Source organism: Persephonella marina EX-H1 (assembly GCF_000021565.1).
GTDB lineage: Bacteria > Aquificota > Aquificia > Aquificales > Hydrogenothermaceae > Persephonella > Persephonella marina.
Window position 1 is genome coordinate 1028220 of sequence record NC_012440.1, and the last position, 23244, is coordinate 1051463.

Below are 23244 nucleotides of genomic sequence, written 5' to 3' on the forward strand. Positions count from 1 at the left end.
ATCAGCCTTTCCTTGCAAAGATCAGATATCCTGTATGAGCTACCATTCTGTCCTCAGGTCTTAGCCTGTCCGGAACTGGTTTGTAATTTCTTAGCAGTATCTCTTTAACTTCAGGCTGTATAAACCCGTGGTATGAAAGTGATTCAAGTATCCTGCTTACCTGATTTGTTGTGGGAAGTAGAAAACCTATAGGTGATCCTCTTTTTAATGCTGACTTAACATTTTCCATATAAAGCCAGGGCTCTCTAACATCAATAAATGCAGCATCAAAGTAGTCTTCAGGCAGTTTTTCAGAAAGATCATGGTGGAACAATGAGACATAATCTTCCATACCTGCAAGTCTCAGATTTTCTTTTACTGTATCTATATACTTCTCTTCCTTTTCATAACCGTAAATCTTCCCTGAAGGCTTGACAGCATTCGCCATAACAATAGTTAATGCTCCACTTCCTATACCTGACTCTAAAACCCTCATGCCGTCTGTTATACCGAGTTTCAGTGTTATGTACGCTGAATCTTTTGGGTATATGATCTGTGTCTGCCTCTTTATACCAAACATTATTATCTCGTAAAGTGTCGGCTTTAAAATGAGAAACTCATTTCCTTTGTGGGTTTTTACAGTATCCCCAAACTCCTTTCCTATTATCTGATCGTGGTATATATTCCCCTTATGGGTTCCGAATATCTCCCCTTTTTTAAGCTTTATAAAAAAGGAGTTCTTCCTGTCTTTAAGCTGGACTGTGTCACCTTCCTTTATCATCCTGTCAGTATGTAAAGGCTGAGCTCCTTGTTGTTATACAGGTCTATAGAGTAGTTATCCCAGAAAACACACGTTCCACCTGCTATAAACTTACCTCCAGACTCAGGGTGTACATACTCTGCGAATAGAAGAAGATCAAGCCCAAGTTTTGATTTTGCAGTATCAGATCCGTATATAAGAGGTCTTACCTCTTTTTTTGTTGTGGTAAGTGTGTCTGTACAGGCGAGCATAACTTTTTTGATATTTTCAGGCAGATTTGTGCAGTCAGATGCGACTATCAGCAGATCATCATTTTCGTAATTACTGAATGGGTCTGTAACTATATCTCCGTTAAACTTTATACCAAATCTCTCTGAAAGTGTGTTGCATGTATCAGCTATCCTGTCCTCATTCTTGTAATACCCGAAAATACCTACAGTTTTACCCTTCCTAACAAGCTCCTCTATAAAATCAACCTCCTCTTCCTTAAAAGGTATCTCAGGGTAGTTAAATATCACTGTATCGTAATCTGAGAACCTCTCAACATCATCAACCTCATCAATCTTTATGTCGTTTTCCCTGGCATACCTTTCAAGCTTTGAGAAGTAATAATGGTCAGAAATAATAAACTCCTGGTGTGCCAGACTCCAAGCTACCTTTCTCATGTAACCTCCTTTAATCAGTGTAGTTTGATAATTTTTTAAATATCTCTAATACAGAGCAGAAATCTTCATCTTCAAGGCCGTATGCCTTAGCACTGTTAAAAAGCTCTCTTGTAACGGATGTTAAAAATAAAGGGTATCTGTTTTTATGTGCTATATCTATGGCGTACGTCAGATCTTTGTGTATAAGTCCTACTGAGAAATGGGTTGAGTAGTCCTCTTTCAAGAGTTTCTCCTTTTTGGCTTCAAGAACGAGGGATCTGCCTGCTCCATTCTCAAGTACTGAGAGTGCAAGCTCAGGATCTATACCAACCTTTTTAGCAAAAGCAAAAGCTTCAGAAAGAACAGCCATAAAAGATCCAAGAACCGTGTTGTTTATAAGCTTCATTGTTGACGCTATACCGTAATCTCCCATATAGAAGATCTCTTTTCCAAGAACCTCAAAGATGTCTCTGTTCTGATCAAACTTATCCTGATCTCCACTGACAACTATCGTGAGTATCCCTTTCTTTGCCGGGATAACACTACCCAAAACAGGAGCCTCTAAGAAATCAGCCCCTTTTTTTATAAGATCCTCAGCAACCTTTCTCGCTGTTTCTGGATGGACCGTTGTCATGTCTATAAAAAGTTTTCCTTTCAGATCAACACCTGATTTAAGTATTCTGGTGTAAAGATCGTTCACAGACTCTGATCCAAAGAGCATTGTTATGATTATATCCTTTTCCTTTACAAGCTCGTTTAGATCTCTTTTATAAGGAAGTCCTGACTCCTTAGCCTTATCTAATGTTCTGTTCCATACATGGATATCATAACCTGCGTTAAACAGATTTGTTGCCATAGGAAGTCCCATGTGTCCAAGTCCGATCCATCCAATCTTCTTTGACATGGCAACCTCCTATACGCCATCCTTCATAAGTTTGTATATAAAACTGTCAACAACAGCCTGCCATGATGCTTCAATGATGTTGTCTGAGACACCTACAGTTCCCCATTTTTTCTCCCTGTCCTTACTCTCAACGAGAACCCTTATCTTTGCAGCCGTTCCGGCTGTCTCATTGACTATTCTCACCTTATAATCAATAAGCTCAACCTCTGCAAGTGATGGATATATCCCAACAAGAGCCTTTTTCAAAGCCCTATCAAGTGCGTTAACGGGACCGTAACCGAGTGATGCTGTATGCTCGTAATGATTATCTATCTTTATCCTTACTGTAGCCTCAGAAACAGGCTCTTTATCTGTGTATCTTCTTGCTATAAGAACCCTGTACGCATCAAGATCAAAGTACTTTTTAAGCATTCCAAGATGTTTTCTGATTAATAGTTCAAGGGATGCTTCAGCAGCCTCAAAATGGTAGCCGTAGTTCTCAAGCTGTTTTATCTCCCTTACAAGTTCTGCAATTCTTGGATCTTTCTCATCAAGCTGTATACCAAGCTCTCTTGCCTTGTAGATAATGTTACTCTTTCCTGCAAGATCTGAAACAAGTATCTTCCTTCTGTTTCCAACCTGCTCAGGATCTATATGTTCGTAAAGTCTGCTGTTTTTAATTACAGCTGAAGCGTGAACACCTCCTTTGTGGGCAAACGCACTGTCCCCGACATAGGGCATATTCTTTGGAACGGGTAGATTCACAAGATCTGCAACAAAGTTTGAGATCTCTTTAAGTCTTTTAATGTTTTCCCTTGGGATAGTCTCATAACCGAGTTTTAATGTCAGATCAGGAATTATTGAGCACAGATTCGCATTTCCACATCTCTCACCAAAACCGTTTATAGTTCCGTGAACCTGAACAGCACCATTTAAAACAGCAACTATTGAGTTCCAGACAGCTGTGTCAGAATCATTATGGGCATGTATTCCAAGTCTGTTGTTTATTCCTCTCTCTTTTACCTCCTTTATTATTCTTTCAATCTCGTTAGGAAGTGTCCCGCCGTTTGTATCAGCAAGGACAAGGAAGTCAGCCCCTCCTTCAGATGCTGCATTCAGAACCTTAACAGCATACTCAGGATTCGATTTATAACCATCAAAGAAATGCTCACCTATAAATACAACCTCATCTGTATGCTTTTTCAGAAACTGGACCGTATCAAAAACCATCTCAAGATTTTTCTCAAGATCCGTCTTTAAGGCCTGTGTAACATGTATGTCCCACGACTTTCCAAATATCGTTATTACAGGTGTTTCAGCCTTTACAAGATTCTGGACTAAAGGATCATCCTCAACCTTAAGATAAGCCCTTCTTGTTGATCCAAAGGCTGCGATCTTTGAGTTTTTAAGATTTAACTTCTTGACCTCCTTAAAGTACTGATCATCCTTAGGATTTGATCCAGGCCATCCACCCTCTATGTAATGTATACCGAAATCATCAAGTTTTTCCGTTATTCTAAGTTTATCCTCTACAGATACATTAACCCCTTCAGCCTGTGTTCCATCCCTTAAAGTTGTATCATAGATAAGAACCTTTTTTTCCATGAATATCTCCAGTTACAGAATTTTTCTTAAAAATCTATTAAAAATTCTATCATAAGCAAGATATAATTTGTCTGTAATACAAGTATTTAAAAGGGAGGTATGAGATGAAGGTATTTACCCCTTATGCTGTTTTATTCTTACATGCTTTTCCTCTTAATAAAGAGATGTACAGATCACAGTTTGAGTTTCTTGAGAAAGAAGGAGTTCCCTATGTTGCTGTTGATTACTTTGGTTTCGGTGAAGAGAGGAACATCCCTTCAGACTACTCAATATCACAGCTTACAGACTATATAGTTTACAGACTCTCCAGTCTGGGTATAAAGAAGGTTATACCTGTAGGAGACAGTATGGGTGGATATATAATGTTTGATCTCTGGAGAAGATACAGGGATATTCTATCCGGTCTTGTTTTTGTATCAACAAGGGCTGAAGCTGACACCGAGGAAGGGAAGAAAGGAAGATACGCAACGATAGAGAGGATAAAAAAGGAAGGTAAGGAATTTCTGATTGAGTTTATGCTGGATGCCCAGACATCACCATCAACAAAAAATGACAGAAATAAGATGAGAAAGCTTGAGTGTATTATGAGGCAGGCTACAGAAGAGGGAATAATAAAAGCACTTAAAGCTCTTGCAGAAAGACCTGATAATACAGATATCCTTCAGAGCATTGATATTCCTACACTTGTAATTGCAGGTAGAGATGATGAGAAGGTAACACCTCCTTCGGTTGTAAAGAAGATAGCAGATGGCATAAAAGGTTCCCGGTTTGTAGAGATAGATAACGCCGCCCATCTGCCACCTTTTGAAAATCCTGAGGCGTTTAACAGTATTTTAGGCGATTTTTTAAAAAAGGTTTTATAGATGCTCAAATCCTCTCTCTTTAAGGGGTTTCAGCCCCTTTTCATCTTTTATAAAGATCCCTGATCCTTTCTCCGTGTAACCTATCTTAAAGCAGTCTTTAAATTTTTCAGTATCCTGTTTATTTACGGTAAAAACAAGCTGGTAATCCTCACCACCGTAAAGTATGTAATCGTATATATCCTTACCATACTTTTTACAGAATCTTTCAAGATCAGGATCAACTGGAAGTTTATCCTTTTCTATAACTAACTTAACACCACTCATCTTCTGTATATGTGAAAGATCACCAACAAGACCGTCACTTATATCTATACATGATCTTGCATATCTCTGTATTAAATTCTGGAGGTCATATCTCGCTTCAGGTCTTGTATGTTTCTCTATAAGTCTCATCTCAAAATCCTCATAACTTTCTCTGTCCATCAAAAGAAGCTCAAGCCCAGCCCTTGAACAGCCCGTAAATCCGGACAGTAAGATAACCTCACCTTCCTCAGCACCACCTCTTGGAACAAACCTTTCAGTCTCCCCTACAAGAAAAAGATCAAGAATGATCTCTTCCGATGAGGTCGTGTTTCCACCTATAACTGAAAATCCGTATCTATCAAGGGCATCATTCATGCCTTTATATACACCTTCAATAAATGAGTACTCTGTACTTTCAGGTATACCAATTGAAATAAAACCCCATCTCGGCTTTCCACCACAGGCCACTATATCGCTAACATTAATTGATACAAGTTTCCATCCTAAATCCTCAGGTTTTATCTTTCCCTTTATAAAATGGTGGTTTTCAAGCTGTATATCCCCTGTAAAGAGCATGAGCTTTCCATCAAGATTTACACATGCACAGTCATCACCAAAACCTACAACAACATCAGGATCATCTATTCTTAATATCTTTGTAAGTCTATCTATCAGACCAAACTCACCTAAACTTTTAACCTTCATAATCCCACCTTTTATAAAAATTAACAATCTATGCTAAAATTATAAAAGTTTTATTATCAATCTGGAGGATTAAATGGGAGTAAAAATTGGTATAAACCAGATCAAAAAGGATATGTTTATCGTTCATGATGGACAGCCTTATAGAGTTCTGGATTATGATCATGTAAAACCTGGAAAGGGTCAGGCTTTTGTAAGGGTAAAGGCAAAGAATATGAAAACAGGAAATGTTATAGAGATAACCTACAAATCATCTGAAAGTATAGAGCTTGCAGATTTTGAGCAGAGACAGATGTCTTACTCATACTTTGATGGCGATTCCTACTGGTTTATAGATATGAATACAGGTGATATGATAGCTGTCCCCGCCTCCGTTCTCGGAGATGAGGCACAGTTCTTAAAGGAAGGAATGGAGGTGTTTATATTCCTCGATAAAGGACAGCCGATCGGTGTAGAACTTCCAAAGTCTGCTGTTTATGAGGTTATTGAGACAGAACCCGGTTTTAAAGGTGATACCGCCACATCCACACTGAAACCTGCAAAGATTGATACAGGAGCCACTGTTCAGGTACCTCTTTTTATAAATGAGGGTGACAAGATAAAGATAGACACAAGAACAGGTAAGTATATTGAAAGAGTTAATGAGTAAAGGGGAGTATTATGGATAAGGATCTAATCTTTGAGATCATTGAAAAGATAAAAGGTACAAAGATTGAAGAGGTTGAGTTTGAAACGGAAGAGGGGAAGATAAAGATAAAGCAGTATGTAGGCCCTAAGGAGGTTGTATCACATACACCATCCCCTGTAATTGAGGTAAAGGAGGAGATCAAAGGAGTTCAGCCTCAGGTTGAGATAGAGGCAAAAACAGAAGCTCAGAAATATCATGTTATAAAATCTCCACTTGTTGGAACATTTTACAGAGCACCTTCACCAGGGGCACCTCCATTTGTTGAAGAAGGGGATATGGTATCTAAGGGACAGGTTCTCTGTATAATAGAGGCTCTCAAAGTTATGAACGAGATAGAAAGTGATATTAATGGAAGGGTTGTTAAGATACTTGTTGAAAATGGACAGCCTGTTGAATACGGACAGGAATTATTTTATATAGAACCAGCGTGATGAGGTAAATAAATGGTAAAACAACCGAATAATATTCTGATAACAGGTGGAGCCGGATTTATAGGCTCCAATCTTGCTCTCACTCTTCAGGAGATATATCCTGAAAGTAAGATTCTTATACTTGATGATTTTTCAAGTGCTAACTTTAAAAACCTTAAAAAGTTCAAAGGTGAGGTTCTAGCCTGTGATGTCTCATCTGATGAGATATTCTTTAAGGCAGATGAGTTTCAGCCTGATCTGATATTCCATCTTGCATCTATAACTGACACAACCGTTACAGATCAGGAACTTATGATGAGGAAGAATGTTGATGGTTTTAAAAATGTACTTGAGATAGCATACGATAACGAAGCAACCGTTGTTTATGCTTCATCAGCATCTGTTTATGGAAATGTGAAGGAGCATATCCCATTAAAGGAAGACAGGGAAAAATCACCTGAGAATGTTTATGCATTCTCAAAGTATATAATGGACAATATTGCGGAGGATTTTTCCGAAAAAACAGGTCTGAAAGTTGTTGGAGTCAGATACTTCAATGTTTATGGTTATGGAGAGGCTCATAAAGGAAAGTTTGCGAGTATGATATACCAGCTTTACAGACAGATGAAAGCAGGGAAGAGACCTAGACTTTTCAAATGGGGAGAACAGAAGAGGGATTTTGTTTATATAAAGGATGCTGTTGAGGCAACAATCCTTGCCAAGGAAGCACCTCATTCCACCGTTTATAATGTTGGAAGTGGTGAGGCAAGATCATTTAATGATATTGTTTCCCTTTTGAACAAATACCTTGGTCTTGATCTTCAGCCTGATTATTTTGACTGTCCTTATGATTTTTACCAGGAGTATACACAGGCTGATATGTCGAAGATAAAGGAAGAGCTTGGCTTTGTTCCGAAGTACAACCTTGAGAAAGGTATAAAAGAGTACGTTGATATACTTGAAGGTAGGATCTAGATGAAAGTTCTAAAGGTTAAAGTTCCTGCCACTACAGCAAATCTTGGAGCAGGCTTTGACACACTCGGACTTGCTCTTACTCTGTACAACGAGTTTATCGTTGAGGAACATGATGGCGTAGTTATAGAGACGGAGCCTAAAAATGAGTTCCTTGAAATTCCTGAAAATAACCTTTTTATACAGGTCATAAAGTACGCCTGTGAAAGAAGAGGAAAAACATTTCACGGTGCCAAGCTGAAGCAGATAAACAGAGTTCCTGTTGCAAGGGGGCTTGGCAGCAGTGCAACGGCTATAGTTGGAGCTATTGTTGTATCATCAGCTGTAAGTAAAACAGAGCTTACCGATGATATATTCTTTGATATAGCCTACAGATTTGAACCTCATCCTGATAATCTCATCCCTGCATGGAAAGGTGGATTTATAACAGCACTCAAAGATAGGGAAAAAACATACTACAACAGTATAGATTTTCCAGAGGATATAAAAGCTGTAGTTGTAATACCTGAGTTTGAGCTTTCCACTGAAAAGGCAAGATCTGTTCTTCCTGAAAGGATACCACTGAGAGATGGTATATTCAATGTCCAGAGGGTATCACTGTTTTTATCAGCTTTACAGAACAGAAGGTATGATCTTCTCAGAGTTGCTATGGAAGATAGATTTCACCAGCCTTACAGAAAAAAGCTTATACCGAACTTTGACAGGGTTGTCCAGAATGGTTACGACGCAGGGGCTTTAGGTGTTTCTCTAAGTGGTGCTGGAAGTGCTATACTGGCACTTGCGGATAGGAACTTTGAAGAGATAGGAAAGGCCATGACTGAAGGCTTTTCAGAAGCAGGTATAAGATCAGAGTATAAAATCCTTGATATTGACAGGGAAGGGGCGAATTTAGAAATCTTAGAGTAACCTTTTTGACATAAAGTTCTCAGATCAGTAAATTTATCCTTAAAGATTAATAAAAACTTATCTGTACAGAAATTTACAATCTAACAGGAGGGCTGTACGATGGGGAAGATCCTTGTTCTTTATGACTCAGAGACAGGGCATACAGCAAAGATGGCCGAGTATGTTGCAAAGGGAGCCAAGAAATTTCCTGTTGAGGTGAGGGTTAAATCTGTTGATGAGGCTTCAAAGGAAGATATCCTGTGGTGTGATGGTGTTGCCGTTGGAAGTCCAACCCATCTTGGTGTTATGTCCTGGAAGATGAAAAAGTTCTGGGATGATATTGTAGATCTCTGGGGAACTATTGATGGGAAGATTGGATGTGCATTTTCCTCATCAGGTGGATGGGGTGGTGGTAACGAGGTTGCCTGTATGTCCATACTAACAATGCTTATGAATTATGGATTTCTTGTTTTTGGTGTAACAGATTACACAGGTGAGAAGTTCACACTTCATTACGGTGCCGTTTCCGCAGGTGAACCGAGAAAAGATGAGGAGATCAAAGCATGTGAGAGACTTGGTGAGAGACTTGCCCAGTGGGTGCTTATATATGTTGACGGCAATAAAGAATACCTGAAAAGCCTTAAAGGATCATAGAACTGTCCCTGCTGATTCCTTTTTTGCTGACAGTATATCTGTCAGCTTATTTATCTCACTTTTATTCAGGAATATCTCTATCCTGTCTGTACCTATACCTCTTGTTTCAAAATTTCTTGCTATCTCCATAATCAGATCAGGATCAAAGTCTGAATCAAAGTAGATTGTAGATACAGGTTCCTTAAGCTCTATCTTTGTTATTCCGCTGTTCTTTGCAGCTTTTTTAAGTTTTGAGATCTCAAGGTAAAGACTGAAAGCTGAAGGGATAAAATCATAGAAGTTTTTAAGATACTCCTTTAGTCTATCAATCTCTTCAATATCCGTTGTTTTTGCTATAGCCATATATATATTCATCCTTTCCTGAGGATCAGGTATAAAATCCTCAGGTATGTAACTCTCAAAATCAACCTGAATAACAGGTTCTCTCTCCCTCCTGTCCATCTCCTCATTAATAGCTTCCTGTAGAAGCTTCAGATACATCTCATATCCCACAGCCTTTATATGTCCAGACTGCTCAACGCCAAGAATATTTCCAACCCCTCTTATCTGCATATCCTCTATGGAAACTTTTAGTCCAGATCCAGGTCTCGTCAGTCTCAATATCACATCTATCCTTTTTTCTGCATTCTCTGTAATCTGTGGAGGGAGCAGTAGATAACAGTAAGCCTGTATATTCCCCCTTCCAACTCTCCCCCTCAGGTGGTATAGCTGGGCAAGACCAAAAAGATCAGCCCTCTCAATTATAAGTGTGTTTGCTGTTGGTATATCTATTCCTGTCTCTATGATAGATGTTGATACAAGTATATCTATCTTTCTCTCTATAAACTCAAGTATGATCTTCTCTATCTCCTTAGGTCTCATCTTTCCGTGTGCAATTCCTATCCTTGCTCCCCTGAATAATGAACTTAAATGATCTGCTCTCTCTTTTATACTCTCTATCCTGTTGTGAAGATAAAAGACCTGTCCTCCCCTTTCCAGTTCAAAATTAACAGCCTTTTTTATAAGGTCTTCACTGAAAATGGAAACAAAGGTTTTTGTCTCAACTCTCCCTTCAGGAGGTGTGCTGATAACGGACATATCCTTCAGTCCAGACAATGCCATATTCAGTGTTCTCGGTATAGGTGTTGCCGTCATATAAAGTGTATCTACATCCTTTTTTAAAGCTTTTATCTTTTCCTTCGCTCTTACACCAAACCTGTGTTCCTCATCAATAACGAGAAGTCCGAGATTTTTGAATTTCAGATTTTCATTTAACGCTTTATGTGTTCCTATTATCACATCTATCTTTCCTTCTTTTACTCTTTTAAAAATATCCTCCGTTTCCTTTTTAGACTTTAATCTTGAAAGATTTTCAACAACAACACCAAAAGGCTCAAGCCTCTCCTTAAAATTCCTGTAATGCTGATAAGAAAGAACGGTGGTTGGGACGAGAACAAGTGACTGTTTACCGTTAACAGCATTTATAAAAACAGCTCTTATTGCCACCTCCGTTTTTCCAAAACCTACATCTCCACATATAACCCTCTCCATAGGTCTGTCCGAAGAAAGATCCCTCTTTATATCCTTTATGGCTTTAAGCTGATCTGGTGTCTCAATGTAAGGAAATGATCTTTCAAAAGCCTCAATCAGATCATTTTCCACAACCAACGGATCCCTTCTTATCTGCTTTCTCTCTGTATATAACTTCACAAGCTGAAATGCTATCTTTTTAAGTGAGTTTTTAACCTTTCTCTTCAGATTTCTCCAAGATGTTCCACCTATCCTGTCTAATGTTATCACACCTGATGCTTTATACCTGTGTATCTTATCAAAATGGAGGTATGATACATAAACCTTCTCATTATTTGCATACTCAAGTATCATAAAGTCATACTTCTTTCCCCTGATCTCTCTTGTTTCTATACCCCTGAATATTCCAATACCAAAATCCTCATGTATTATGTAGTCACCTTCCTTTATAGGCTGTATCTCAAGGTCTACCTTTTTTGAGTCCTCAGGTATAAATGCTGTTTTTTCATCTTTTAATACAACAGGCTGTCTTAAAGGTAACCTGTTTATTTTAAAGCTGTTATCTATATCTTCCTTTTTAAGCAGTTTTTCATTTGAACCATTTGAGTATATAGCTATTTTCTGGTTATCAGAGATCTGTCTGTATATATCCACAGTTATAAGATCAATTTTATCTATCAGATCAAAAAGCCTAACAGTCTCAATATCTCTGAACTGTAAATCTATTCCATCCCTGCTAATTAAAGGTTTATCATAAAGGGGAAATATAGTAACTGAGTTTATACTTTTCCTTGTCTCAAGTTTTGATTTTAAGAATACCGACTCAACCTGATCGCCAAAAAGGTCTATCTGAACTACCCCGTAAAATGGTATATAAACAGAGATAAAACCACCTTTTACGGAAAACTCACCTTCATTTTCTATATACTCTTCCCTTATGTAACCTGACTCAATAAGTTTATGTATTAAGAGATCCCTGTTTATCTCAGATCCTGTTTTAATATCAATCAGTCTCTCAGAAAAATTTTTATCAACCTTTATATCAAGACTTTTTTCAGTTGCGACACCTATAAAATCTTTACCTTTTAAAAGGTACATCAAAAAAAGATTTCTCTTTATCTGTGACTCTATATCTGATGGATCGTCACTTTCAGGTAGTTCAATAACCTTTATATCTCTTTTAAAAAAATCCAGATAGGCATTAAGATCATTCAAGAAAAGTTTCTGCCTTTTCCTGTCAGGAAGGATAACAACCGTTCTTTCTTTTGCTGTACTTGCTGTTATATATTCTGGATAAGATCCAGTAGCACCAAAAATCTTTTCAGTCATAAGATTATTTCTTCTTAGCCTTTACTACCCTTTTTGTTTTAATCTTTTCAGGTTTTGGTTTATGTTTAAGCTCAAAATGTTCTTCAGATATGAATATATATTTAGGAACATAATAGATTAATGCAAGTATGAGGGTCAGAACACCTATACCAACAAAATCAAGAGGTTTAAAATGAGGCGCTTTTATTATTATCTCCCTTAAAACAGCTATAAGGGTTGTTTTTATCATAAGTGAAGTGTCTATCCTTCTCTCTTTCAGATATACTATGGTCAGTCTGAAAAGCTCAATCAGTATAAAAAGATAAATAAATTTTGGTATGAGATCGTATACCTTTATCTTCTCCTTCATAAGAGCAACAGCGATATCATAAAGAGCATATACACTGAGTATAAAGAGGAGAATTATGAGGAAGAAAACTATAATATCCTCAATAAACTCAAGGGCATCACCGAGCTTTCTGTGTATCTTGTGTGGTTCTATAAGAGCGAGAAGTTTCTTTTTCATATCAGCTTCCAGCTCCAACTCTTTTTATTATCGTTATCTTCTGACCTACAACAATGATGTTTGATGAAAGTCTGTTCCACTTCTTTATGTCTGATACCCTGACACCATATTTCCTGGCTATCTTTATAAGAGTATCCCCAGGTCTGACCTTATGGAATATATACTTTATGGTTGGTTTTCTTTTTTTAACCTTCTTTTTCAGATACATCACATTTCTTGGAACTATATGGGGATCTCTCACATTCATATTTCTGACCTTTTTGTATATAACGATCCTCTGATTCGGGTATATAAATTTATCAATCCTGTTCCATCTTTTGATAGCTTTAACAGAAACCCTGAATTTTTTAGCTATCTTACCGAGAGTATCCCCTTTCTTTACCTTGTATATTATCCCCTTTGGGGTGTATATAATATCTTCAGAAAGATCCAGGATTCTGTCTGTATAATCAGGATACGCCTCAATATAAGAAGGAACTTTTAGAACTGTCCCTCTCACTATTATGCTGTTCTCAAGATCATTTATCTTCCTTAGATAAGAAACCGTAGTCCCAAACTTTTTAGCTATCTTGTAGAGACTGTCCCCTTTTTTTACTGTGTATTCCTTTAATGCTCTGTATTTAACAATAGGTGATTTCTCCAGAGCCACCTCAACCGTCTCTTTATAACCTTCAGGTATGTAAATGTTGTACTCTCCGTCATCAGGAGGTGTAACGCCTTTTTTCAGATGTGGGTTCATCTTTTTTAAAGTAGACAGTGAGATCCCTGTAAGCTCTGAGATATAAAGAAGAGAGACAGGTTTTCTAACTTTTATAATATCAAAATGTACCGTTTCGTAATCAAAATGTTCCTCTTTAAGTATATCCTTCACAACAGATACAGCTGCGAGGAAGTTTGGTATATAATTCCTTGTCTCCCTTGAGAGATACTCATCAATATCCCAGAAGTTTATCCCTCCATACTTGTTTATCTTTCTAATTATTATCCCCTCACCTGTGTTATAACTTGCGAGGGCGAGCATCCAGTCATCAAATATATGGTAAAGGTCTTTAAGATAAAAAGCAGCAGCAATAGTTGATTTCTCAATATCGTATCTCTCATCAATCCATTTATTTATTCTCAGACCGTACATCCTACCTGTCTGGGGCATAAACTGCCACAGACCTGCAGCTCCAGCTGGAGATCTTGCTTTTATATTGAATCTGCTTTCTATAATAGGAAGAAATATAAGCTCATCAGGGATGCCGTATCTATCAAATATCTTTTTAATTAATGGTATGTACGGTTTCCCCCTCTCAACATACTTTTTTAGCTGTAAGAAGCCTTTTGTTTTGAAAAAATGTATTCTCTCATTAACATCAGCCTTTTCCGTGAAATCCATCTTAAGGCTTAGATTTACCTTCCCCCTTGACTTCTCAAATAGATCTGTAGCATCTGAGGCATCTATTGCGATTGCAATGATAACGCCTATATCATCAGGATTTAGATAATCATCCTCAGACCAGCTGTGGGCAAACCCGAATAACAAAAAAAGACCCAGTACTATCCTTACTGGAAAACCCATTAATAACACCTATAATATTTTAATAGAGTTCTTAATGATTATAATACATAAAAGGGTTGAGATTTTGAAGTACATTTTTGGTCCTGTAAAATCAAGGAGATTTGGTTTATCCCTGGGAATAGATCTTTCCCCTGATTTTAAGAGCTGTAATTTTGACTGTTTGTACTGTGAGCTTAACAGGGGAGAGCCTGTTAACAGGATTGTGAATGAACCTCCTGTAGATCAGATCGTAAAAGAGGTAAAGGAGTACCTTGAAAAGAATGATCACCCAGATGTTATAACCGTAACATCAAATGGAGAGCCAACACTTTATTCACAGCTAGATAGTCTTATAGATATACTGAACAGTATTAAAGGAAGAAGCAAAACATTGATACTTTCAAACGGCTCTACGATTTACAGAAGGGATACACAGAACATCTTAAAAAAATTTGATATAGTCAAGATCTCCCTTGACACTGTTGATGAAAAGACTTTCAGAAAGATAGACAGACCTTCAGATGATATATCCCTGTCACAGATCATAAAAGGGTTAAAGACATTCAGAGATATATACAGAGGTGAGCTTGTTATTGAGATAATGGTTGTGAAGGGTATAAATGACTCAACTTTAGAGATGGAAAAGATAGCAGAGGTTCTGAAGAATATAAAACCTGACAGGATTGATATCGGAACTGTTGACAGACCACCTGCATACAGGGTCAGACCGGTTTCTGACGAGGAGCTTTTCAAACTTTCAGAGATATTTGAAGGATTCAATATAAATGTTGTTACAAGAGGAAATGACGGTATAGTAGAGAAAAGAAAGCTCAGTGAAGATCAGATATTAAAAACATTAAAAAGAAGACCTTTCACCTACTCAGATATTGAGAGTATTTTTGACAGAGAAACGGCACAGAGAACATACAGATTACTGAAAGAAGGTATCCTTAAAACGAAAAAGGTCGGATCTGTAACGTTTATCTATTCAGATTAAAGCTGTTCCTTTAACTCAATCATACCAAAACCCTGACAGGTTCTGATCCCTATACCTGTTTTATATATGATCTCAAGGTCTTCCTTACTTCCCGATAATCGGAAAACACCTGTACTTCCTGTAAGATACATAACGGGCTTTCCAGTATTCTCCCTGAAATCTTTTAATGTATGTTTCACAACCTGTTTTTTCATATCTACAGGCTCAAACTTAAGAGGTCTATCAAGTCCCCTTCCTTTCAGATAAGGAGATGACAGTATTCTGTCCATAATCTGATTTAAATAATGATTAAATGTTTCATCTGAAAATAAAACAGGTCTGTTCTCATCATTTTCTATAAGAATAGGTGAGTTTGTTTTAAAAACAGCGGTCTCACTTTCTATCGGTTTTTCATTTATAAAGATTATTCTCTCTATCTGCCATACAAGTCTTCTGTTCTGGACAACCATATTGCAGTTAGAACTGAAGTTGAACCTTTTTATCTTTTTAAGTCCTTTGTAAATTGCGTTTATAAGTTCCTTGTCCAGCGAACCTACATAAAGGGCTATAGGCCTTTTATTTGTGTAGAAAACTATATCCTCAACTGTAAAATTCTCGTCTATCTGAATTTTGCCAACTTTCTGAGTTTTTTTTGTTGGAAGTGCCAGGTTAAAACAGTAAGGTCTTACAACTCTTTTGTCTTCAAAAAATTTTTCACTTCCGTTAGATCCAAGTTTTATCGCATTTTTAATAAGGGAAACAACCCTATGTCTGTAAAGTATTGGCACCATATCAGATCTTATCAACACTTTAAGTCTCATCTTACTCCCTCCCGTTAATTTAAAATATAATACATTCTCATTAATTTTTAAAGTCTTTATTAGTAATATATTAATAATTTCGTTTTCAAATGAAAAAAATTTTAAAAATTTTAAAAACTTACGGAATTTCCTCAGGATTTTTTCTGTTTTACCTGATTTACCGACACGGATTTATCTCCTGGATATTGAAATAAAATGTTCAATTTATAGATTTATAATTCGTAGTGTTACCGGTATGAAAACAGCTGTTATAATTTTTTCTAATAATCAAAAAAGGAAGGAAAGATGATTTTAAAAGACAGAAATATTCTCGTAGGTGTTTCCGGTTCAATAGCAGCATATAAAGCATGTGAACTTGTAAGAACACTCCGTAAAAAAGGTGCTTCGGTAAGAGTATGTATGACACCTTCAGCAAAAGAGTTTGTTGGTGAGCTTACATTCAGAGCACTTACTGAAAATGATGTTCTCTCTGACTGGAAGGATGGCGAAACAGGACTTGAGCATATATTCTGGGCAAGATGGGCTGACAGCTTTGTTATAGCTCCTGCATCAGCAAACACTATAGCAAAAATCAGGTTTGGACTTGCTGATAATTTCTTAACATCTGTAGCACTTGCCTATGACAGGCCTATAGTTATCGCTCCAGCGATGAACACAAAGATGTATGAAAATCCCTCAACAGTGGAAAATATAGGTATTCTTAAAGAGAGAGGGCATATACTCGTTGACCCTTCAGAAGGGGAACTTGCATGTGGTGAGGAAGGTTCTGGAAGACTGGCAGATGTAGAGGATATAGAAACAGCAATACTTTACTCTATCCTTCCAAAACCTTTAAAAGGGAAAAAGGTTCTTGTAACAGCAGGTGGAACAAGGGAGTTTCTTGATCCTATAAGGTATATATCAAACGCCTCATCAGGTAAGATGGGTTATGCTCTTGCTAAGATCTCCTATGCTCTTGGAGGTGATGTACTACTCATATCAGCACCAACCTGTCTGAAAAAACCTTACGGCGTTAAAACTGTAGATGTTGTATCAGCTGAGGATATGTACAGGGAGGTTATGAATCACCTGGATGATATGGATATAGTGATAATGAATGCTGCTGTTGCAGATTTCAAACCTGAAAGTTACAGCAGAAAAAAATTAAAGAAAGCCGAAGAAAAACCTGTAATCAATCTTGAACCAAACCCTGATATTCTTCTGGAGATAGGGAAAAGAAAGAGAGATGATCAGATCGTTATTGGCTTTGCAGCTGAAAGTGAAAAACTTATAGAAAATGCAAAGGACAAGCTGAAAAGAAAAAATCTTGATATTATCGTCGCAAATCTCCTTGAGGTTTTCAGTAAGGAGAAACACAAAGGTGTGATAATATTCAGTGACGGAAGAATTACCGAGATACCTCCGATGGATAAGGAGGAAAGTGCATACTTTATACTGAATAAACTTTTTACGAAAGACAGTTAAATAACCATAGAGGTTAAAAAGATGGAGTTTAAGGAGAGTGATTTACCAGGGATAGGAAAAAAGTTTTCAATTATAACCTCAGAAAAATTCAAGATATCTGTTGTTGTTCACGTTACAGGAAAGAGAGAGATGTTTGTCTTTGAACCGGATGATTACGATGAACCGGTATGTGACGTTGTTTTAACAGAAGAAGAGGCAAACCAGCTCGGATCGGTTCTTATGGGTGCTTACTACAGACCTGAGCAGGAGAAGGAGAAAAAACTGCTTATAGAAAATCTTGCCATTGAGTGGATAAAGGTTCCTTCTAACTCTCCCATAGCAGGTAAAAAAATAGGTGAGAGCCAGATAAGGCAGAGAACAGGTGTAACAGTAATAGCTATTATGAAAGAGAAAGAAGGAGAAACGATAGTAAATCCGCTGCCTGATAATCTTATAGAAGGCGGTGATACCATTGTGATAATCGGCACCAGAGATCAGATTGAAAGATTCTTAAGGGAGTTTAATATAGATGGAAGATAATCATCTGCCATTTCTACTGATTTTTGGGTTTTTAAATCTCGCCCTTTTTGTAGCAGGTTATTTAGGAAAACTATTAAGATTCCCTGCAATACTTTTTTATATTCTCTTTGGTATTTTTTTAGGCCCTTTTATTCACGGCGAAGAAGCCATAGAGGTATTCAGTGAGATCGGGATTGTTCTCCTTTTCTTTTATCTTGGGCTTGAGTTTAACCTGAAAAGGGCTTTCTCAACAGCTAAAAAAATATGGATAGTAGGTCTTTTTGATTTTCTTTTTGGGTTTGTTGCTGTTACGGCAGCCATGTATCTTATGGGATTTGATCCTTTTATATCAATACTCACAGGTGCCGTAGCTTACGCCTCATCTTCAGCAATAACAACAAAGATAATCGTAGATGATCACAGAATAGCAAACCCTGAGACAGAACTAATATTGGGTCTTATGGTTTTTGAGGATATTATAGCCCCAATTCTTCTGGCTGTCCTATCTGCCATAGCCATAGGAAATGCATTCAATATGCTTTCCTTAGGTGGGATTCTCTTAAAGGTTATTCTCATATTTGCCTTTGCTATTGCTGTGGCATTCTTTTTGAAAAACACTATCGCAAGCTTTATTGAGAGATTTATAGGTGAAGAGATATTCACACTTTTCTCTATAGGGGGTCTTATACTTTTCTCAGGGTTTACGCAGTATATAGGACTTTCTGAGGCTTTAGGAGCATTCCTTATGGGTATGATCGTATCAGAGTCAGGAAAGTCACACGATATTGAAAAAGTTATGTTCTCAATAAGAGATCTCGCAGTTGCGATATTCTTCTTCCTATTTGGTGCAGGTATACAGTTTACAGGAAATTTTGATGGAAAGATACTGACAGCCCTCATTGTCGTTGTTATCATATCAATAATAGGAAAATTTATGACAGGATTTCTCGGTGGTCTTATATACGGCCTTTCAAAGAGAAAGGCGATAGAAACAGGACTCAGTATAATTAACAGAGGTGAGTTCTCAGTTGTTATGTCAAAGTTTGCACCTACACAGTTCATACCATTTATAGGTATATACGTATTTATAATGGCTTTTTTAGGTATCATATTTGCACAGTACGCTCCCAAGATAGCCAATCTTATAGTTCCAAAGAAAAAGAAGAAAAAGAAAAGGATTTTAAAGGAAGAACCTGCCTGATATGTTTTATTTAGAAAAATCAAAGATTTTAAAAGGGATAAGGGATTATTTTGAAAGAACAGGTGCAATAGAGGTTTTTACAGATATCTTAAGACTCTATCCAAATCTTGATGCCCATATTTTACCTGTTGAGCTGTTCTTCAATGATAATGAAGGGAGAAAAAGAGGATTTCTCCACACATCTCCAGAGTATGAGATGAAAAGAATACTCTCTGAGATAAAAAGGGATATATACCAGATAACAAAGGTGTTCAGGAATTTTGAAAGTTCAAAAAAACATAAAATTGAGTTTACAATGCTTGAGTGGTACAGGGTAGGCTACAACCTTGATGATATTATGGATGACACACAGAATATATTTATTGAGTCTGCGATATCCCTGTATAAAAAACCTGTTGTAACATATATGGGGAAAAGATACGACCTGAGAGAATCTGAAAAGATAACTGTTGATGAGGCATTTTACAGGTTTACATCGGTTTATCCAGACAGATATGAGGATATGATCAGATTCCTGAAGGAAAAAGAGGATATAAAAGAAGAGATAGATTATGAAGAGGCATTTTTCAGAATATACGCATTTTATGTAGAACCAAATCTTGGAAAAGAGAAGCTCACTTTCATATACAACTATCCAACTGCTTTTGCTTCACTTTCAAAGATTGAGAACAACAGGGGAAAAAGATTTGAGGCTTATATTAATGGCCTTGAACTTGTTAACGGCTACCATGAACTTACCGACCCTGAAAAAGTAAAGAATATTCTTGAAAGGGAAGCTTTGAGAAAAAAGGAAGAAACAGGAAAGGACTATCCTGTTGATTACAGGTTCATAGAAATAACTGAAGATCTCCCAGACTGCTCAGGTGCATCACTCGGTATTGACAGACTTTTTATGGTTCTGTTAAATAAATCTAACATTAAGGATATATAAGGTTTTATCTTGAGAAAGATCATTGAGGAAAGGGAAAAACTTAAACTCCAGGGAAGGGTCAGGGTTTTCAAGATCTGGCTTTACAACATTCTTGAGAATGAAAACAGTCCTTACAACCAGATATACAATGTATTCGCACTTTTTATTGTAATAACATCTTCAATTGGGGTTCTTATAGAGCTCACGCCACTTGAGGCAAAACTCCCACCTGATCTTGATATATTCCTGAGAGATTACGAAGAGGTGGTTCTTATATTTTTTGTTGTTGAGTATTTAACAAGACTCTGGGTTGTATCTAACTTTACAGACGACTTTAAGAGAACCTATTTCTCTTACGAAAGTCCAAATAAATTATCAAAACTGTTCTTTGCACTGAAAGAGGCGTTCAGACCTAAAGTTCAGTGGATGAAAACACCTTATGCGATTATTGACCTTCTATCCATACTCCCTATTATAAGACCTTTAAGGGCTTTCAGAATACTGAGGGTTCTCAGGCTTCTTAAGATCATAAGATACGGGGGTGCTATTAAAAGCTTCATATTCGCTATAAAAGAGCAGGCATACCTTTTTTTATTCATATTCTTCACAATAATAACATGGATAGTGATACTGTCCCTTCTTGTATATATATTTGAGTATAACGCAGGAAATGAACTTTTCGTTTCCATGTGGCACGCAATTTACTGGGGAATTGTAACAATATCAACTGTAGGTTTTGGAGATATACATCCCGTTACAGATCCAGGTAGAATAATAACATCAATAATGATAGGTGGAGGGATAGTTCTTGTTGCTGCATTAACAGGTACATTCTCTGCAGCACTTGTAAGCAGATTAATGACTTTAAAGGAAGGTGGACTGAAGATGGAAAATCTTGAAAACCATATAGTTATATGCGGATGGAATGAGACAGCAGAGGAGATTATGGAACAGATCCTCAGCATGAAGATAGAGAAGGAGAAACCTGTTGTTATAGTTACTAACCTTCCAAAATCAGCTATAGGTATAGAGCTTCCAAGGGATGTATTTTACAAAAGGGGTGATTTTATACAGGAGAACATACTTACAGAGGTTGGTATTGAGAAAGCGGAACATGTTGTTATAGTAGCGGAAAGGGAGGAAGGTTTATCGGAGAGGAATATTGATGCGAGAACGGCACTTGCCTCAATGCTTATAAAAACATTAAACCCAAATGCCCATCTTTATGTTGAGGTTCTTCTTGATGAGGATGCTGATATATTCCAGAAAAGGATGAGGGTGAGGGAGGTTATAATACACGGCCAGATACTTGGTAAGATAATGTTTACAAGCATACTGAACCCTGGAGCAACATCACTGATAAAAACACTTGTTGATAAAGAAAGAGGAATAAAAAAGGTAAAGATAACAGGTCTTGGAAAGTTTGAGAATTTTGGACAGCTATTAATGTACACAAGGAAGTATGGATATCTTCCTGTTGCTGTGGAGAGAAGAGGAAAGATACATCTAAATCCAAAGGATACTTTCATACTTGAAAAGGAAGATTTTGTATTCCTTATCCCGGCAGGTGGTGGAGAGGATTGATAAACATACTGATAACCAAGTCTGAGAAAGAGCTTAAAAAAATTGAGGCTGTAAAAAACATAAGGATCGATATCATACCATTTCCTGCAATAAAAACGATCCCTTTAGATTTTGATATAAAAACTGAAGATTTTGATATCTTTGTATTTACAAGTGTAAACGCTGTTAAATATTTTTTTGAAAAGATTGAACCTGAGAGACTGGAAGGTAAGCAAATCATTGCTGTTGGTGATAAAACAAAAGCAGAACTTGAGAAAATAGGTTTTAAAAATATAAAAACACCTCAGATTCAGAGTTCTGAAGGACTCTTAGAACTCCTGTCAAACAGGAACTACAAAGATAAAAAAATCGCCCTACCAAGGGCAAAAAAAGGGATAGACCTTCTCATTAAAAATCTTGATAATGTAACACTGATACCTGTTTATGAGACCGTTTTAAACATACCTGAGAATGTTGATAAAGTTAAAGAGATGTTTGAGAAAAAGCTTGTAGATTTTGCTGTGTTCACAAGCCCTTCAAATGTTGAGAACTTTTTAAAGATATTCGAAAAAGGTCTTGATTATCTAAAACAGACAAAAGTAGTACCGATAGGCAAAACGACGGGAAAAAAACTCAAAAGCTTGGGGATTGAGCCTTTCTTTGTCCCTGAAAAGCCTTCCATTGAAAATATAATAAAAGAGATAATATCCTCAGCCTGATACTCCAGCCTTTAGGTCTGAGATACTATCAATTACCTCAGAGGCATACTTCACATCAAACTTTGAGCTGCCTATCATCTCTCTAACAAAAGAGGCGTTAAGCCTGTGTCCGCCTTTAAATGAGTAAATCTCACCAATAAGAGGCATTCCCAGAAGATAAAGATCACCTATAAGATCAAGAACCTTATGTTTTACAGGCTCATCCTCAAATCTGAGGCCTTCAGGATTTAAAACCGTATCACCTTTAAAAACAACAGCATTATCAAGAGATCCACCTTTAGCCAGACCTTTCTCCCTGAGAAACTCTATCTCCTCAAGGAAGCAGTAAGTTCTCGCCTTTGCAACATTAAGAAAATCATCCTTAACAGTTGAATCATACCTGTACTTTCTGTTCCCTATTATTCTGTTTTTGTAAGAAGCCTGATATGTTGCCACAAAGCCGTTATACGGCCTTCCCTTTATAAACTTATCTCCTTCAGAAACTGTGATCTCATCATTTATAACCGCGTATATCTTCTCTTCTTTAAGGGAGATTATTCCAGCATCTTTGATCCTTTCTATGAACATAATAGAACTTCCATCAAGAATAGGAAGCTCCTCGGAATCAATACTTATAAAAATGTTGTCTATACCTGTAAAATAAAGAGCTGCCATAAGATGTTCAACAGTCCTTACAGTCTGACCATCCTTATTAAGTGATGTTGAAAACTCAAAACTGTTTGCATACTCAACTCTGGCAGGTATTAAAACGTTATCTCTTATGAAGTTAATCCCATCATAGCTTTCTGCTGGTATTAACTTTATAGTTACAGGCTCTCCTGAATGGAGACCTATCCCTTTTATACTTATCTCCTTCTTTATAGTTCTCTGAAATTTACAGATCATAATAGCTCTCCTCATAAAAGGTATGCTAAAATC

The 23244-nt window shown here is 37.1% G+C and carries 23 protein-coding genes; 13 read left to right on the forward strand and 10 right to left on the reverse strand.

Going from position 1 to position 23244, the window contains the following annotated elements; genetic code table 11:
- Position 1: 1 nt before the first annotated feature.
- The 4 genes from PERMA_RS05350 to cimA are packed head-to-tail and all read right to left on the reverse strand — an operon-like array spanning position 2 to position 3871.
- The gene (locus PERMA_RS05350) at positions 2-760 is read right to left on the reverse strand and encodes a tRNA (adenine-N1)-methyltransferase (protein ID WP_012676202.1); all 759 of its coding nucleotides are present in this window, start codon (positions 758-760) and stop codon (positions 2-4) included.
- On the reverse strand, positions 757-1404 hold the full coding sequence (locus PERMA_RS05355; protein WP_012675353.1) for a hypothetical protein: 648 nt from the start codon (positions 1402-1404) through the stop codon (positions 757-759). Before PERMA_RS05355 ends, PERMA_RS05350 begins: the two co-directional genes overlap by 4 nt.
- Positions 1405-1414: 10 nt before the next feature.
- Entirely contained in the window at positions 1415-2287 is an 873-nt protein-coding gene (locus PERMA_RS05360) for an NAD(P)-dependent oxidoreductase (protein WP_012676675.1), read from the reverse strand.
- Positions 2288-2296: 9 nt separating this feature from the next.
- Positions 2297-3871: a citramalate synthase gene (gene cimA / locus PERMA_RS05365; RefSeq protein WP_012675635.1), complete on the reverse strand. Its 1575-nt coding sequence runs from the start codon at positions 3869-3871 to the stop codon at positions 2297-2299.
- Positions 3872-3975: 104 nt separating this feature from the next.
- On the opposite strand from cimA, the gene PERMA_RS05370 reads away from it, so the two are divergent.
- A complete protein-coding gene (locus PERMA_RS05370; protein ID WP_012675413.1) occupies positions 3976-4734 on the forward strand; it encodes an alpha/beta fold hydrolase in 759 nt (252 codons plus the stop codon).
- Here PERMA_RS05370 and thiL read toward each other — a convergent pair.
- Positions 4729-5682, reverse strand: coding sequence for a thiamine-phosphate kinase (gene thiL, locus PERMA_RS05375; protein ID WP_012676262.1), 954 nt, complete (start codon positions 5680-5682; stop codon positions 4729-4731). The genes PERMA_RS05370 and thiL overlap by 6 nt on opposite strands.
- Positions 5683-5755: 73 nt before the next feature.
- Here thiL and efp point away from each other — a divergent pair, with 73 nt between their 5' ends.
- The 5 genes from efp to PERMA_RS05400 all read left to right on the forward strand — a co-directional run bounded on the left by efp (position 5756) and on the right by PERMA_RS05400 (position 9288).
- Positions 5756-6328: an elongation factor P gene (gene efp, locus PERMA_RS05380; protein ID WP_012676426.1), complete on the forward strand. Its 573-nt coding sequence runs from the start codon at positions 5756-5758 to the stop codon at positions 6326-6328.
- A gap of 11 nt (positions 6329-6339) precedes the next feature.
- Positions 6340-6798 (forward strand): acetyl-CoA carboxylase biotin carboxyl carrier protein, encoded by a 459-nt coding sequence (gene accB / locus PERMA_RS05385; protein ID WP_012675335.1) that lies wholly within the window; start codon positions 6340-6342, stop codon positions 6796-6798.
- Between the two features lie 12 nt (positions 6799-6810).
- Positions 6811-7752 (forward strand): ADP-glyceromanno-heptose 6-epimerase, encoded by a 942-nt coding sequence (gene rfaD, locus PERMA_RS05390; RefSeq protein WP_015898941.1) that lies wholly within the window; start codon positions 6811-6813, stop codon positions 7750-7752.
- Complete coding sequence (gene thrB / locus PERMA_RS05395) at positions 7753-8655, forward strand: homoserine kinase (protein WP_012676051.1); 903 nt, start codon at positions 7753-7755, stop codon at positions 8653-8655.
- A 99-nt stretch (positions 8656-8754) separates the two neighbouring features.
- On the forward strand, positions 8755-9288 hold the full coding sequence (locus PERMA_RS05400; RefSeq protein ID WP_012676610.1) for a flavodoxin family protein: 534 nt from the start codon (positions 8755-8757) through the stop codon (positions 9286-9288).
- Here PERMA_RS05400 and mfd read toward each other — a convergent pair.
- The 3 genes from mfd to PERMA_RS05415 are packed head-to-tail and all read right to left on the reverse strand — an operon-like array spanning position 9283 to position 14195.
- Positions 9283-12126, reverse strand: coding sequence for a transcription-repair coupling factor (gene mfd, locus PERMA_RS05405; protein ID WP_012675440.1), 2844 nt, complete (start codon positions 12124-12126; stop codon positions 9283-9285). The two genes, PERMA_RS05400 and mfd, sit on opposite strands and share 6 nt — an antisense overlap.
- Positions 12127-12130: 4 nt before the next feature.
- Positions 12131-12631 carry a phosphate-starvation-inducible PsiE family protein gene (locus PERMA_RS05410; RefSeq protein ID WP_012675257.1) on the reverse strand — a complete coding sequence of 167 codons (501 nt, stop codon included), beginning with the start codon at positions 12629-12631 and terminating at the stop codon, positions 12131-12133.
- A 1-nt stretch (position 12632) separates the two neighbouring features.
- The gene (locus PERMA_RS05415) at positions 12633-14195 is read right to left on the reverse strand and encodes a lytic transglycosylase (protein WP_012676364.1); all 1563 of its coding nucleotides are present in this window, start codon (positions 14193-14195) and stop codon (positions 12633-12635) included.
- A gap of 34 nt (positions 14196-14229) precedes the next feature.
- Here PERMA_RS05415 and PERMA_RS05420 point away from each other — a divergent pair, with 34 nt between their 5' ends.
- Entirely contained in the window at positions 14230-15171 is a 942-nt protein-coding gene (locus PERMA_RS05420) for a radical SAM protein (protein WP_012675240.1), read from the forward strand.
- Here the strand turns inward: PERMA_RS05420 and cas6 are convergent.
- Positions 15168-15971: a CRISPR-associated endoribonuclease Cas6 gene (gene cas6 / locus PERMA_RS05425; protein ID WP_012676582.1), complete on the reverse strand. Its 804-nt coding sequence runs from the start codon at positions 15969-15971 to the stop codon at positions 15168-15170. The two genes, PERMA_RS05420 and cas6, sit on opposite strands and share 4 nt — an antisense overlap.
- A gap of 285 nt (positions 15972-16256) precedes the next feature.
- Here cas6 and coaBC point away from each other — a divergent pair, with 285 nt between their 5' ends.
- The 6 genes from coaBC to PERMA_RS05455 are packed head-to-tail and all read left to right on the forward strand — an operon-like array spanning position 16257 to position 22326.
- Positions 16257-17435: a bifunctional phosphopantothenoylcysteine decarboxylase/phosphopantothenate--cysteine ligase CoaBC gene (coaBC, locus tag PERMA_RS05430; protein WP_012675644.1), complete on the forward strand. Its 1179-nt coding sequence runs from the start codon at positions 16257-16259 to the stop codon at positions 17433-17435.
- Positions 17436-17456: 21 nt separating this feature from the next.
- Positions 17457-17954, forward strand: coding sequence for a cation:proton antiporter regulatory subunit (locus tag PERMA_RS05435; RefSeq protein ID WP_012676667.1), 498 nt, complete (start codon positions 17457-17459; stop codon positions 17952-17954).
- Entirely contained in the window at positions 17944-19134 is a 1191-nt protein-coding gene (locus PERMA_RS05440; RefSeq protein WP_012675372.1) for a cation:proton antiporter, read from the forward strand. Before PERMA_RS05435 ends, PERMA_RS05440 begins: the two co-directional genes overlap by 11 nt.
- Before the next feature lies 1 nt (position 19135).
- Positions 19136-20065: an elongation factor P--(R)-beta-lysine ligase gene (gene epmA, locus PERMA_RS05445; RefSeq protein ID WP_015899002.1), complete on the forward strand. Its 930-nt coding sequence runs from the start codon at positions 19136-19138 to the stop codon at positions 20063-20065.
- A gap of 9 nt (positions 20066-20074) precedes the next feature.
- Positions 20075-21628 carry an ion transporter gene (locus PERMA_RS05450; RefSeq protein WP_012675639.1) on the forward strand — a complete coding sequence of 518 codons (1554 nt, stop codon included), beginning with the start codon at positions 20075-20077 and terminating at the stop codon, positions 21626-21628.
- Positions 21625-22326 (forward strand): uroporphyrinogen-III synthase, encoded by a 702-nt coding sequence (locus PERMA_RS05455; RefSeq protein WP_012676688.1) that lies wholly within the window; start codon positions 21625-21627, stop codon positions 22324-22326. The genes PERMA_RS05450 and PERMA_RS05455 overlap by 4 nt, the downstream gene beginning before the upstream one ends.
- Here PERMA_RS05455 and lpxC read toward each other — a convergent pair.
- Positions 22318-23211 carry a UDP-3-O-acyl-N-acetylglucosamine deacetylase gene (lpxC, locus tag PERMA_RS05460; RefSeq protein ID WP_012676679.1) on the reverse strand — a complete coding sequence of 298 codons (894 nt, stop codon included), beginning with the start codon at positions 23209-23211 and terminating at the stop codon, positions 22318-22320. The genes PERMA_RS05455 and lpxC overlap by 9 nt on opposite strands.
- Positions 23212-23244: the final 33 nt, after the last annotated feature.